This is a genomic window from Citrobacter sp. C13 (assembly GCF_014596815.2).
In the GTDB taxonomy this organism is placed as follows: domain Bacteria; phylum Pseudomonadota; class Gammaproteobacteria; order Enterobacterales; family Enterobacteriaceae; genus Citrobacter; species Citrobacter portucalensis.
Genome location: NZ_CP115025.1, coordinates 256,820 through 271,802, shown reverse-complemented (window position 1 = coordinate 271,802; position 14,983 = coordinate 256,820). Strand labels below are relative to the sequence as shown.

Here is a 14,983-nt window from a genome sequence, read left to right as displayed (position 1 = left end):
CAAAAATTTCAGGTATTCTCTATAATTCTGAGGGTACTTGATGTGACCTGCGCCCAATTGTTGGGCACGCAATATTTTTAAAAAGTCCGCTTCTGGCACAGGGCTGCTGTTGCAGCCCTGATAACCTTAGACTTCAATCGATTCAGAAATCTCTAACGCATCATCGACTTCAATGCCCAGATAACGGACTGTGCTTTCCAGTTTCTTATGACCCAACAGAAGTTGGATCACCCGGAGATTCTTGGTTTTCTTGTAGATCAGGTAAGGTTTTGTTCTTCTCATGGAATGTGTGCTGTAAAGCGTCTCTTCGAGACCAAGCTTTTCTACCCACCCATGAAAGATTCGGTTGTATTGCCGGGTTGAAATATGCTGGTTAGTTCCGATCCGAGACCGAAACAAGAAGTCTTTACTGTGCAAATTGCCAAGCTTTATCAATGCAGCAACAGCTTCTCTTGTCCCTTTGGTTATCTCAAATTGCACAGGGCTACCGGTTTTCTGTTGCAATACCGTTGCTCTGCTCGAAACAGAGCTACCATATGCAACATCAGATACTTTGAGTTTGACCAGATCACAGCCTCGAAGCTTACTGTCCAGTGCCATATTGAACAGAGCTAAATCGCGCGTTTTACCTTCCAGTTCAAGTCGGATTCGGATACCCCAGATATGAGATATCTGAAGTGGCCTTTTTTGGCCTATGATACGGTCTTTGTTCCACGGTGACGTGTTCATACTCAAATCTCCTGCAATGTGGGAGATTTGAGTATGGTTGTCCCTTATGAGCGATCTGCTGACATTACCAGCATAGTGGCGTATTAATCATCTAGGAGCAGGTCACAATCTCAGCCATCAAGCTCTGGACTAACCCAACTGCGAAACGCTGCAGACTAACAAGACCATCTTCGTCGTCCTCGCCGTAGAAACGTGTGAAGGCAACCGATCGCACCTTCTCATAGTCTTCACCATGTTCATCGCCTCCAAAACGCTTGGCGAGCGCCGCCAGCACGTACTTCAAAGACTCTTGGTCCTCCTCTGAACGAATAGAGCTATGACTTCGCTAGAGACAAAGTCGCTTACTTAGCTTCCCTGTTTCGATGTTGCAACTCACATATTTTTAACTTTCAGAATGTGTTACCCAATAGTTCGTGCTAATGCTACTATTTGTATTCAATCGGATTAATGATGTTGTTACGCGAGTCCATTGAACTAAACATAAGGGAGTATATGGGGTTAGCTGAAACATTAGTTAGTATTCCGCAGTCTGAAAGAGGCGGTGAGATTGCTCAACGTGGGTTTGACTATCAAACTTGCTGGGCTTTATCTCAAATGCTGGAATATGAACTAGATGAAAAGAACTATGTGTTTATCTTCGAATATCATGATGATGTTCTTATTCTTGATGACGAAGTTTCTCCAACACAACTCACATTTGCTCAAGTAAAAACAAGAGAGAAACACTGGACTGCATCCACTCTTAGTAATAGCACCAAGAAGAACCCCATATCTATCATCGGTAAGTTATTTATTCATCAAAAGAATTTCGCCGAATATTCACCCAAGCTCCTTTTTGTTACTAATGCTTCTTTCAATCTATGTGAGGAAAACGGTGGTAAGTCTTGTTTTGGTGCAAATGAAGTCAAAGTGGAGTATCAGACGAGCTTTAAGAAAGCAATCAAAGATCAAGTAAAGCTTGATGACTCCAGTATCGATCTTTCTGTTATGCGTTTCGTTCAATCCTCATTAAGCCTAGATGACCACATTACACATCTAAAAGGTAAACTATGCGATTTCCTTAGCAAGAAGTTTGGCGATAGCATTAGCCTGAGTGTTAATGCATTAGCTTCTTTGCTTGAACAGGCGTGTCGAGAAAAATCCAAGGTAAAATCCGCAGATATTATTAATTTTCCTGAACTTATCTCACGAAAGGGTTTCTCATCAGAAGCATTGAATGGTGTGCTTGATTCCTTGAATGCAAGTAATAGTTTAAAGCCTGATTGGGACAAAGCTAGTCCCCTATTCAATGATCTTGGCAAAACATCGCTTCAGCTCATTATCCTGCAAGCCATGTTCTCACAAGTTTGCATCGACCTTAACCAAAACAAAAAAAATCCTTCGACTGTATATCTAGAATATGCAATTAGCCTTTACGATGAGGCGAGTGCTCACTCGGATTTGAAATTATATCTAACTGAAACCATGTACAAAATTGATGCACTTTGTCCAGATTATGCATTGACTTTAAAGTCAGGGAAGAAAGAATGCATAGTTATTTACTCAATAATCCAGAAGCTCTTAGAGGGAGGTGAATAATGAAAAGCATATACTTTAAAAGTGCTCATATATTATCCCTTCGCGATAAGAAAGGATTCTCCTTCAAGTTCTCACCTGATATTAATATCATTACAGGTGAGAACGACACAGGTAAGTCTAGCTTTATTAAGAGCTTATATCATACATTAGGTGCTGATGTTCGACTGGATAAAAAGTGGAAAGAAGATAACTTTGTTTCAAAAGTTGTTATTTGTGTTAATAATCGTGACTATGCGTTTCTTCGCCACGAAAAACGTATTTCCATTTTCGATATAACAGCAGGACAAGAGCATCACTTAGTGACCTCTAGCTCTCGTGCAGAGATTGCATTAGCTGTGCGTGATGTCTTTGATTTCAATTTGGAGCTTGTGACTAAAACTAATTTGGTTCAGGGACAAGCACAACCAGCAAGTCTTTATCTCCCTTACTATATTGATCAAGATAACGGTTGGGGGAAGGTTTTAGATTCATTTAGCAGTTTGGCTATGTATGAGGACTGGCAAAAAAATATCTTGAATTTTCATACTGGTGTAAAACCAAAGGAGTACTATACTTTACAAGGAAAGATTAATTTAATTGATATCGATCTTGTTGAAATCCGAACGACGTTAAAAGCTCTAAAGAGAGCTAAAAAGCGATTCGAAGAGTCATTTGGAAGAGTACTTTTCGATGTGGATGTAAAATATTATGAAGAGCTGCTGGAACGTTTCCTTCGTAAGTGCCAAGACTTACATCAAGAAGAAACAGAATACAGAATTAAGCTCATAAAAATATTATCTCTACGAGATGAATTAGTAACAGAAATAGAGGAATCAAAAAGACAGCTCGATGAAAATGATATAGATTCTTTGCTACCATCGGCAGGCTTAGAAGCGAGATATGTAGTACTTGAGAATAAAGAAAAGCTATTGCAAATCATACCAAAGTTGTATGAGGAAAAATCTGTATATGATGATCAACTCTCTAAAATTAAAGAAGATTTGAAACAGGCTATAAGCTTAAGCTCAGAACTCAAAAACATGCTTCTGGAAGTCAAAGAGCAACTGACTCTTCAAGACGTTATTAAGTCTCAAGCAAGTAAGCAGGTTGAGGTAACTTTCGATGAGCAAATTAACGAATTACTGCTAAAAATAGGCGAATTGGATGTTGCTAGAACTCAGCTTTCAAAAGAAATAGCAAAGTTCGAAGATAAAAAGCGAGCAAAAGAAATCAATGATAAGTTTAAAGAGTCACTGAAGTTTGCGCAAACTGAGTTAGGTATCAAAGATCCTAAAGTTGGAACTATTCTTCAATATGGTCCGATTTCTAAGAGCGAAACAGGCAGCCGTGCTCCAAGGTCAATATTGGCTTATCACTATGCTCTTCTAAAAACAATAGAAGATAAATCGACAAGTCCTATGCTTCCAGTAGTAATTGACTCGCCTAAACAACAAGATCCAGATCCGCGCACAACAAAAAAGTTATTCGATTTATGTATTAATGGTTTATCAACTAATAGCCAGCTAATTATCGGCTCAGTTTCATTTGAAAGAGAAACGAATCAGTTTAAAACACTTATTATGACTGAAAAATACAGTCTGCTAAAATCAGAGCTTTACAATCAGGTTTATCAAGAGATTATGCCTCTTTATGAACGAGCTGCGTTATCATAATCTGATCATTTATATGGGAACACGCTCATCACTATGAGTGTGTCTCCTCATAGTTACGCTAGCTATCAATTAAATTAGCCTATTCAATTGACCAGCTCTTCATTGATCAACAATAAGTGCTATTAGCTACTTCAGCTTTCGGCACAGAGAGGACGAGATGGCTGGTTTGAAGGTCCGCTGTGAGCGAAAAACGGACCTTCAAATCCGAACCGATTCAATTGATTAACCTTGGTTGTCAGTTAAGCCATCGTTAACATGAATCCGATCGGAAATTCCTTATCGAATTTTTTACAAATACGCAGTGGCAAGAAAGATAGATTCTGGCTCATGACAAGCAGAGTAGTTCATTTGTATAAAGAGACTTCGCCTTCAGGACGCGTTTTGAACCTGCGATGCATCCACAGGTATTGCTCAGGGGCACGGAGAATTTCACGCTCGATGATCTTGTTCATATAAGCCGCTGCGGCGACCTTGTCTTCCCCTGGATAGCCTGACAACGGATTGCTGATATACATGTGATAACCTTTTTTATCGCTACGTCGAATCATGCTAAGTGTGATCAAGTGTGCACCAGCTAGTTTTGACAGAGCATACGTTCCGTTCGTCGTGGCTGCTTTTTTTACCGAGAAAAAAGGTGCAAAAACGCTTCCTTTAGACCCATAATCCTGGTCTGGTGCAAACCAAACGGCTTCACCTGCTTTTAGCGCATGAACAAAACCTGATAAATTACGTCGATTAATCATAGCCTTATTTGAACGCATACGCCCTTTTGTCTGTACCCATTCCATTAATGGATCATTGTGTGGGCGATACGTTGCCATCATAGGATGGCATAACCCCATTACTCTTCCACACAACTCAAGGGACATAAAATGAATCCCGACAACCATTACTCCTCTTGTCGCACCGGTCAGGTTTTCAAGCCCTTCGACATCAAACCATTTTTTGACTCTCGCATCGCTCCAGAACCAGGCCATTCCTGTTTCCATCAGTCCCAGCCCGAGAGAAACAAAGTTTTTATTGACCATCTGACTCCGGGCAAACGGTGTCATCTCGGGAAAGCACAGTTCGATATTTCTAATCGTAATTCCTTCCCGGCGTTTCAGAAAGGGTCTGGATATTTTTCCAAGGCCAGAACCCAGAATATGTAAAACCGGGTAAGGAAGTTGAACGAGAAGCCACAGCAGACCCAAACCAGACCAGGTAAGCCAGTGGCGAGGATGAAGTAAATTATGAGTAAAAGTCTGTGCCATAAATTTCCTTAATGCTAATGAAGGTTATAACGCAAAAGGAAAACAATGAGGCAATTCGTCTTTAGCGATACATTTTGTTTAAGATAATTTAAATTCATCTAAATTCAGGAAAAAATATTTTGCAATGACTGGTGAATAATTTAAAGAGCCAGGGGTGAATTGTAAGCCAGCAAATTTATTCTGTTATAAATCCATGGTTTTATCATTGATACTCAAGGAATTGTCTTCTTGATTCATCATCATCAAGGTACTCAAAAGAAAGAAGCCGAATTTTGGTAAGTTTATAAAACCACTCACAATCGTTTCGTTGAATAATTTCGCCTGGTTTGAAACATATCCCGGATGCCACCCGAATAATCGCATATTTACCATTACTAAACCTGACCCGGTGAATACAGAAAGGTTGGCCAGCCTGTCCGTGACAGCTGTTTGACAGGATATGCCCTTCAATAAAAACAGATTTTTTAGATTTCATTATCATACCCTCGACAACAGCAGTACAGGAGGAATGTTGTCATTTTCCGACATCACTGACGTTAAGTGGCAGAAGCTGATCAGCCGCCGATACACCAGCATTCTGAAGGTCTGAACAACAGTCCGCAGGCAGGGCACTCAAGAACCGCATCTTTTCTTAGTTTACCTGCTTTCTGATCGGCTCTGTGTGCACATACCGGGCAGGCAACATGAACCGGTCTTTCTTTAAAATACCTGAGCCCATTTGCATAAGACATAAATAATTCTCTGAGGAATACAGTAATTATTATACGCTTTAATATAAAAATAACTGGCATAAGTTATGTTAAGTTGTGTCTGAATCAGGATATCAGATATTGAAAATTGAACGTCTTATTTATGATACACTACCCTTCCGTGAGAAATTTAAGATGAAATCAGAAGACACCCTTGACTGGTATCCGGCACAACTACCGCCTGTGAAAATTATTCTTGGCGAAGCCGTGCTGGCTGTGGGTAAACAGGGCCGACCGATTAATACCCGCACCTTGCTGGAATACCTTCAGGTCATGCAGGACAAACAAAAAAGGCGGGATGACAAAATCGCCATGCAGACTGCGATTGATGTTCTCAGGGATAATCAGCGCATTAACGGCAGACGTTAATGCACCTCCGGGATCAGTGTCAGTTCTGAATGATCTCAACCGTATGGTTTTGTCCATCATCCTTCAGCGGTATTCTGTCATCAGGGAGGAGAACACCATCCAGCGTCACGCAATATTCTGCATCGCCGCGTGAAACACTAATCTGATAATGGCTTTCACCATATTGATATGCCATAGAAAAAGACGACCACTCATCCGGTAACCTGGCATTAACACTAAAGTCAGTGCCGGAACGTTTTATCCCCAGTAATTCCTCGGTAAGTAAACGCCAGGCCCAGCCTGCGGAACCGGTATACCAGCTCCACCCTGCACGTCCGGTATGGGGAGCGACGCTGTAGACATCAGCACTCATGACATAAGGCTCAGCTTTATAAATCCCGACAGAGTCCGCATTCAGGGTATGATTTATAGGGCTGAGCATTGACCAGAGTTGCCAGGCTCGTTCGGCATTCCCCATTCGGGCAAAGGCCATCACTGCCCAGATGGCGCCATGCGTATACTGCCCTCCGTTTTCCCGCACGCCGGGCAGGTACCCCTGTATGTAGCCCGGATTTGGACCGTGTCCGTCGAAAGGAGGCGTTAACAGTTTGATCAGCCCTCCTTCGTTATCCACAAGGTGCTTATCCAGCGCCTGCATGGCCTTTGCGCACCGTCCCGGGCTCGCGGCGCCGGACAATACAGACCAGCTCTGCGCAATCGCATCAATCCGGCAGTCCTGTGAGGTTTTCGATCCCAGGGGAGTACCATCGTCAAAATACCCGCGCCGGTACCATTCCCCATCCCAGGCGTGGGCTTCGAGATTACTTTGCAGGCGCAGAGCCTGTGAACGGCACATCGCGGCGACGCTTTCATCCAGCCTGCGCTCCGCCAGCGCTGCAAACTGCTGCAAAATGTCGTACAGGAAGAAGCCCAGCCAGACGCTTTCACCTTTGCCTTCGATACCCACCCGGTTCATCCCGTCATTCCAGTCACCAGCCCCCATCAGCGGCAGGCCATGCTCCCCGAAGCGAAGTCCATAGTGAATAGCTTTGACGCAGTGTAACCAGAGTGTCTCTTCGGTGCCGCTGATGACCGGCGTGTCATAGACAGACTCTTCACCAGGCTGAAGCGAGCGTCCCTCCAGATAAGGAATGCGTATTTCCAGTGCATCTATATCCCCCGTCGTTTCAACATAGTGGCAAACAGCAAGCGGCAGCCAAAGATAGTCATCGGAACAGCGGGTACGGACACCGTTGCCGTGTGGCGGGTGCCACCAGTGTTGCACATCCCCCTCGATAAACTGCCGTGATGCACAGAGTATTATCTGTTCACGCATCCGGTCCGGAGCAGCGTGGCTCAGAGCCAGCGTATCCTGCAGCTGATCGCGAAAACCAAATGCACCGCCAGACTGATAGTAGCCACTCCGGGCCATAAGACGGCAGGCGACCGTCTGATACAACAGCCAGCCATTAACCAGTAAATTTACGGACGTGTCGGGGGTGTTAACTACGATTTTATCGAGAACATTGTGCCAGTGATTATGAATCCGGTTCAGCTCCTGGCGGACCGTATCCTCGTTCATGTAGCGGGCCAGCGTCTCCTGAGCACAAACATCATTCTCCTCTGCGCCGAGGATAAAAATAAACGTCCTCTGGTCCCCGTCAATTAATGTAACCGCCGATTGCACCGCTCCGCAGGGATCCAGACCGGCCCCCGTCTTACCGGAAAGCTTTTGCAGTTTCATGGCCGACGGGGCGTGAAGGGAACCATTACGGCCAATAAACTCCCGGCGGTCCCCTGTCAGAGAACAGTCATTACCGCTGACGGCAAAAAATGCAGTTCGGCCGCCACCATTATCACCATAAAAGTTATTCGCAAGCACCCCGCAGCCGCCGGGCGTTCTGGCCACATGTGTCACAATGTGAGGGGCTGAGCGCGTTCGTGTTTCTCCGAGCGTCCACTCTACATAGCCTGTGACGGAAAGTTGACGTGTCCGTCCCGAAGAGTTACTGAGCGTCAGGAGCACCAGTTTAACCGGATCTTCTTCAGCAACCAGGACCGTCAACTCGCTGTCTATACCACTCTCACGATGGGCAAAAACGCTGTAGCCAAAACCATGGCGGGTCAGGTAATCACCGTGTCCGCGAACAGGTAAAGCCGTCGGCGACCAGCACTCCCCGCTCTCTTCATCGCGCAGGTAAAATGCCTCGCCGCTGCGATCGCTCACCGGATCGTTCTCCCACGGCGTCAACCGGTATTCATGGGCATTCTCATACCAGGTATAGGCCTGCCCTGCCTCTGAGATCACACTGCCAAAACGGGAATTTGCCAGTATGTTCGACCAGGGAGCCGGTGTAAGCGCATTTTCCCGAAGGACGATCTGATACTCCCGCCCATCCTGAGAAAATCCACCGTACCCATTGAAATGGCATAACTGACTGGTATCAGGGCTCCAGTCCGTATGTTGATTACGCTCGCGCGCAGCACGCGGAATGAATGCCCTTGCAGGCGATTTCAGGGTATGAATACGCTGGTTAAGCTGCTCATTAATACCCCCTGCGCGGTCATCAAGATAAAGACAGGCCACGCTCATCAAAAGCAACTTATCCTCAGCGGAGAGATGCTCACCGTTGCGGACAAAAAGCCCGCCCTTTTTATCCAGCAGACTGGCTTCAGACCCGGCATAAATTAACTCCATAATCTGATTTTGTAATCCCTGCTGGTAGCCGCCGGGGCTGTTATTCAGGATAACCAAATCAACATCCAGCCCTTTCTGTCTCCAGTAACGGTGTGCCTGAATCAGTGTGGTCACTGAGGTGATACTTTCCTCGCTGGTTATACTCAGCAGCACTATCGGCAGATCCCCTGAAATTGCCCAGCCCCACAGTCCGGACTGGCCACGCCGGTTGCGGCCGATCGCCTGGCCTTCGGCGCGCAGCTCCTGGACAGGGTAAAGCACTGCGCTGGCGAGACTATTGAACAACGTGGCATCATCTTCACTGGCGTTCATCTGGCGCAATACCACCAGACTGTGAGACCAGGCCAGTTCAAAGACGCGATCGGCGATAGGGTAATCGCGATATTTCTCCAGCAACGCCAGGCTCTGCTGACGGGTCTCGCTGATGCCATAAATGATATCAATCGTAACCGGCTGCCCCGGCTGCAGAATGATGGCGTTGCGAATTGCCAGTATCGGATCCAGCACCGAGCCCGACGTGTTGCCTAGCATCCCTCCCGTCTCTATTGCCTGTGCATTCGCAGGGGTTCTGCCACGTCCAATAAACCTTGCCCTGTCCGTTTCAAACGACACGTTATGTCGGTTATCGCCGTGCACCACCATCATGTGAAACAGGCAAGGGCCCGGTTCATCCGGTGAGTGCGGGCGCCGGTGGCAAAGAATAGCGTCACGCTCAGGAGCCAGCTCAGTCTGAATAAACAAATTGCTGAATGCCGGGTGTGCCAGATCGCTGGCATCAGGTGCCAGTACCACTTCAGCATAGGTTGTCAGCTCCAGAGAGCGAGGCTTGCGACCACGATGAATCAGTGTGAGCCGTCGCAATTCAACATCATCCTCCGGAGAGATCACCACCTGAGTTTTGACGCTGAGTCCCCCTAAGCTGCGTCTGAATTCTGCCCCCGCATCGGTGAACAACACTTCCTCGTCTTGTCCGCTGGTGTGGGCTGTTGGTTGCCAGGTATTGCTCCACACATCTCCCGTCTGGGTATCGCGGATGTAGCAGAATGCTCCCCAGTTATCACGGGTGGTATCACTGCGCCAGCGCGTTAGTGCAATATCATTCCAGCGACTGTAACCACCGCCGCCCGCGGTCAACATCAGATGATAATGGCCGTTGGACAGGAGTTGAATATCCGGGGCGGGGGTATCCACGCTATAGAAAATACGGGGTTCATAGCGAACGGGTTTGACCATGCCCTCATGAGATTCAAAATGACGGCGCGGACTGTACAGATCGACCGCATCCGGCACGCGCTCCTGTAACAGCAGACTCGCTGACCGGAATACCGTGCTGGACATAAAGCGTTCAGTCATGGGGGCGTCAAGCAGCACATGAGCCAGCGCCTGAAATGCCATACCCTGGTGATGCGCCATCCAGGACTGTACCACCGCATAGAGCTGACCGGTTGCAAGACGTGAGGGGGTATAGTCCAGCGCTTCATAAAAACCGTATTCTCCGCGTGCACCATTTTTTTGCAGCCTGAACAGGTTCTCACAGGCTCTCTGTGGGGAAACCATCAGCGCCAGCAGCGTGGCGTAAGGAGCAACAACCATGTCATCGGCAAGTCCCCTGCGTAGACCGAGCCCCGGTACGCCAAATGCCTGATACTGATAATTATGCTGAACATCAAAAGCATGATAGCCAGACTCTGAAACACCCCATGGTACCCCGCGTTCTTTCCCCCAGTGAATCTGGCGCATAACCGCCGACTGACTCATTTCATCGAGCAGGCTGCCGGGCCAGGTGGGCATCACCAGATTCGGCATCAGATATTCAAACATGGATCCGCTCCATGACATCAGGGCAGTTTCATTATCAATCGTGGTAAACAATCGACCCAGCGCGTACCAGCTTTTAAGAGGCAGCTGATTAGTCGCAATGGCAAGAAAACTGGTCAGGCGGATTTCAGACGGCAGGAGATCGTAGTGGCTCTTGTCAGGCATATTGGTGTCACAGTTATAACCGACGCAGAGCAGACTGGTTGCTTCGTTGTACAGAAAGGCGAAATCCATCCGGGCATGCTCATCCAGCCGCTGTTCCAGCTCGGTGATAATATTGAGTCGCATTCGGGCCTGCTCCGCCACTGACGCCGGAGGCGTTCCTGTACCGGTTAATGTCGGACGGGCAAGCTCGCTCAGCGTCGGCAGCGTCTGTTCATTCCAGGATGCAGGCAACCAGCCAAGCAACAGAGACCACTCATGGCAAAGCTGGACCAGTTGATGCTCCAGATGTCCAGCCCAGCGCATCTGAAGAGGAGATCCCTGATGACATGCGCTGGTCAGATGGTTGCACTGGGTGCGCATGCTTTTCAGTTCGCTGAAAAGCGCCTGCGGAGAGAGCGACACCGCGTTCAGGCAATGCTTGCGCAGCAGTCTCAGGCTGTCAGGTGGGTTCTGACCCCACTGTTTTTCCAGAATATCCAGCGTATCGTTCAGTCCTGCCAGTATCTGTTGGTTGCTTAAAACAGGCTGATGACGCATGGCGGACAGGCCTGCACGCAGGGTCAATAAATGCCCGGCCATATTGCCGCTGTCGACGCTGGAGATATAGCGTGGACTGAGGGGGACCAGCGTACGGGTGTCATACCAGTTGTAGAGATGGCCCCGGTAGTGCTCCATTTTATCCATCGTGTCGAGCGTGAGCGACACGTGCCGGAGTACCTCTCCGCCAGGCAGGTAGCCAAAGTCCCATGCCGTCAGGTTAGCCATAAGTGAAAGACCAATATTGGTAGGAGAAGTTCGGTGTGCCACCGTCGGTTGTGGTATTTCCTGATAATTATCAGGCGGAAGCCAGTTCTCTTTTGCTGTGGCAAATGTTTCAAAAAAAGCCCAGATTTCACGGCTTGTCTGGCGTAACAGCTGTTTTTGTTCCTGATTAGGCGAAAAAACCTTACGCACGGGCTGGCGACTCAGCCAGCTCATCAGCAGCGGTGCCACACACCATACCAAACCGATCGGTAACGCAATCCCCAGCAGCTGTGGGGCAAATTGTCCGGTCAGTATTGTCAGCGCCACGCCACCGGCAACGTTCAGCCACATCGCCTGATAAAAACGTGCAACAGTGGGTCTGGCCTGACTGCTGTCCTGGCTGTGGCTGACCCACTGGCTGAGGTGACGCCTGCTTATCCCCAGTCGCCATAGCGTCACGGCGATCGCTTTCAGCGAATATCCGGCTTCGTGCGGCAGTATCGCAAAATTAAGGCTGATACCTGACAGACGCTTTAGCGCGCCCGCCCCCACCAGTAACAGATGCGGCTTCACGCGGCGACGCAGAGGTTTATGCAGAAGGTCGTGGCTAATGCAGAGGATGGCTGGCAACAGCCATATCAGCAACAGTATGCCCAGCCAGTAAACCGGATTGGGTACCCAAAGCAGAGTGAAGAACAGCAATACCAGTAAGGAAGGGGCGACCAGACTGCGACGTAGATTATCGAGTAATTTCCAGTAAGAAAGCGCGGTCAGCGGATTCCTGACCCGGGTTCCATCGGCTTTTCTGACGCGTGGTTTTAGCCAGTTAAGCAGTTGCCAGTCACCCCGGATCCAGCGTGAACGTCGTGCAACATCCGACAGATAATTATTAGGGTACTGTTCGTACAGTAACACCTCGCTCAGCAGACCCGAACGTGCATAGCATCCTTCAAGCAGATCGTGGCTGAGTACCAGATTTTCCGGGCAGATGTTGGTAGTGGCCTGCATAAAAATATCAACATCGTAAATCCCTTTGCCCACAAACGAGCCTTCCCCAAAGAGATCCTGATAAATATCCGAAGACATCATTGAATAAGGGTTATTGCCCGGTACGCTGCTGCGCAGGGCTGCGTAACGCCCCTGACCGTTGCGTGGTATCTCCTCCGCAAGACCGGGCTGTAAAATACCGAATCCTTTGACAACCCTCTGGCGTACCGGATCATACTCAGGCGTATTCAGCGGATGCGCCATCGTCGCGACGAGTTTGTGTGCCGTATCGCGCGGGAGCACCGTATCGCTGTCCAGGGTAATGACGTATTTTATGTGACCCGGTAAAAGGTGGGCAGGCATCTCTGCAACGCTGACGAATTGCGTTCCGGGATGGCGCAACCAGCTGTTCAGTAACGCCAGTTTTCCCCGCTTGCGTTCATAGCCCATCCACGCTCCTTCCGAGGGGTTCCATTCAGGCTGGCGATGTAACAGATAAAAACGTGGTCGGCCGGAGGGGTAGCGGCGATTAAGCGCCTGCGTATCGGCGATAGCCTGTCTGAGCAGCGCGTGACTTTCCGGCGAGGGTTCATTTTCAGAATCAGCAAAATCAGTGAGCAGCGCGAACCTGAGATTTTCGTTTTCATTCCCCAACCAGCAGACTTCAAGACTGGTGAGGAGCTGGCTGAAACTTTCGTGGCTGGTCAACATGCAGGGAATGACTAACATGGTGGCACTGTCAGCGGGAATACCGGCTGAAAAATCCATCCCCGGCAAGGGTCGAGGAACGCGAAAACGGGTGGTTGCATCACTGAGCAAATCGCTCATTAACTGAGTTAATGCGATAATCAGAGGTAATATCACCGCGATCAATAGCCAGTCTGCGCCCTGCATGGCGGTTTCGTGCAATATTGCTGCGGTCGCTGCGGTTGTCAGCAACGCCAGGCTTCCAAGCCATGACAGCAGGGTTATTCTGTTGAAACTGTGCCGCAAGCGTATGAGCCTTGAGGCGTCTGCCAGGAGATGAATATCCAGCGCCTGTCGACCTTCGCCCGCAAGATAATAACCAACATGATGTTCCGGTGTATCAGGCGCTTTTTCCTCTGAAAACGCCAGCGCCTTCTCAGCAACCTCAGGCTCGCTGAGACCGCTGTCTCTGGCCAGAACCTCAACTACGTGCCGGTAATGATCCCGGGTATTGAAGTGCATCCGGGGATAGATGCCGGCAGGATCATTGCGTAAGGCCTGTTCGACAACGCTTATCGTTTCGGCGAAATCAGCCCAGTCCGTTTCACTCAATAAACGCAGGCCCGCGATGCTGTTACTGACGGACAGCTGGCTGGCGGCAAGCTGCTGATTGAAACTATGTATGAGAACGTCAGTGGTGATCCCCTGTTCCCGAAGGCACTGATCAACCCAGGTCAGAGGTAACGACAGCGCGTTGCCATGCCCCTGCAGGCGCCGCACCAGCTCTGCGACAAACGCACTGGTTAACGGAGGTCGGGAGCGCGCCATATCGGCAACCACCATGATTAAATCACCAGGCGCACTCTCTGCGCATTCGACAATCCTTGTTATCCACGTATCAGCAAGGTTTCTGTCCTGCTGCGCTTTTATCACTTCCATACTGATACGACGAAGATTTTCAATCAGCGCAAGGCGCAGCATTCCCGGTAACGCCCAGACTTCACCCAGCGTCAGCGGCGTCACCTGTTGATAGGCAGTGAGATAGCTGGTCAGGCTGGCGGCATCCCAGCGGCCATCGCCATGAGCAATGGCCTCTGATGCAATATGATAAATTCGTGGGCAATTCAACGGTGATACCAGCGACGGAAGACCTTTGCCAAAGCTTTTCGGCAGATGCTGGCGGACAGCGCGGATTTGTTCCTCAATCAAATAATAATTGTCCAGCAGCCATTCACCGGCGGGCATGATACTGGTCTTTTTACCCGCGTTAAGCTCATAGCAGTTTTGGGTAATGACGGCCTCATTGTCGCCAAGCCGTTTCAGAAGATAATAAGGATGCCTATCCGGTGATACTTTATGAGTCCGCGCCAGCTTCTGGCCGTAGCGTTCCATCTGGACGGTTGAAAAGAGTTCTGACCGCGGCGAGCTTTCACCGGCAGGATCGTTCGCCGAAAACGTTATGTTTTCGGCAGCATTCATCAGAATACGGGAGCGGTTAAACCACGCTCTGGGGATCATTTTCATAGCATTGCTCTGATGCGACGTTAGCGCGCAGGAGCAGTTGCGAAATCAGTT

General features: G+C 48.5%; 8 protein-coding genes. 3 read left to right on the top strand and 5 right to left on the bottom strand.

Features of this window, described 5'->3' with window-relative positions; translation table 11 throughout:
- Nucleotides 1–126 precede the first annotated feature (126 nt).
- Both IB222_RS24690 and IB222_RS24685 read right to left on the bottom strand, forming a co-directional pair.
- Nucleotides 127–729: a site-specific integrase gene (locus IB222_RS24690; protein WP_001324664.1), complete on the bottom strand. Its 603-nt coding sequence runs from the start codon at nucleotides 727–729 to the stop codon at nucleotides 127–129.
- Between the two features lie 91 nt (nucleotides 730–820).
- Nucleotides 821–1,003 (bottom strand): hypothetical protein, encoded by a 183-nt coding sequence (locus IB222_RS24685; protein WP_000878752.1) that lies wholly within the window; start codon nucleotides 1,001–1,003, stop codon nucleotides 821–823.
- Between the two features lie 218 nt (nucleotides 1,004–1,221).
- On the opposite strand from IB222_RS24685, the gene IB222_RS24680 reads away from it, so the two are divergent.
- On the top strand, nucleotides 1,222–2,307 hold the full coding sequence (locus IB222_RS24680) for a DUF4297 domain-containing protein (protein WP_000521770.1): 1,086 nt from the start codon (nucleotides 1,222–1,224) through the stop codon (nucleotides 2,305–2,307).
- A complete protein-coding gene (locus IB222_RS24675; RefSeq protein WP_001575467.1) occupies nucleotides 2,307–3,959 on the top strand; it encodes a hypothetical protein in 1,653 nt (550 codons plus the stop codon). The genes IB222_RS24680 and IB222_RS24675 overlap by 1 nt, the downstream gene beginning before the upstream one ends.
- A gap of 344 nt (nucleotides 3,960–4,303) precedes the next feature.
- Here the strand turns inward: IB222_RS24675 and lpxP are convergent, their stop codons facing one another.
- A complete protein-coding gene (lpxP, locus tag IB222_RS24670; RefSeq protein ID WP_016239703.1) occupies nucleotides 4,304–5,212 on the bottom strand; it encodes a kdo(2)-lipid IV(A) palmitoleoyltransferase in 909 nt (302 codons plus the stop codon).
- Nucleotides 5,213–5,414: 202 nt separating this feature from the next.
- The gene (locus IB222_RS24665; protein WP_016239704.1) at nucleotides 5,415–5,687 is read right to left on the bottom strand and encodes a hypothetical protein; all 273 of its coding nucleotides are present in this window, start codon (nucleotides 5,685–5,687) and stop codon (nucleotides 5,415–5,417) included.
- A 409-nt stretch (nucleotides 5,688–6,096) separates the two neighbouring features.
- On the opposite strand from IB222_RS24665, the gene IB222_RS24660 reads away from it, so the two are divergent.
- On the top strand, nucleotides 6,097–6,330 hold the full coding sequence (locus IB222_RS24660) for a hypothetical protein (RefSeq protein WP_004132711.1): 234 nt from the start codon (nucleotides 6,097–6,099) through the stop codon (nucleotides 6,328–6,330).
- A gap of 19 nt (nucleotides 6,331–6,349) precedes the next feature.
- Here the strand turns inward: IB222_RS24660 and IB222_RS24655 are convergent, their stop codons facing one another.
- Nucleotides 6,350–14,932 (bottom strand): glucoamylase family protein, encoded by an 8,583-nt coding sequence (locus IB222_RS24655; protein WP_149385125.1) that lies wholly within the window; start codon nucleotides 14,930–14,932, stop codon nucleotides 6,350–6,352.
- Between the last annotated feature and the right edge of the window lie 51 nt (nucleotides 14,933–14,983).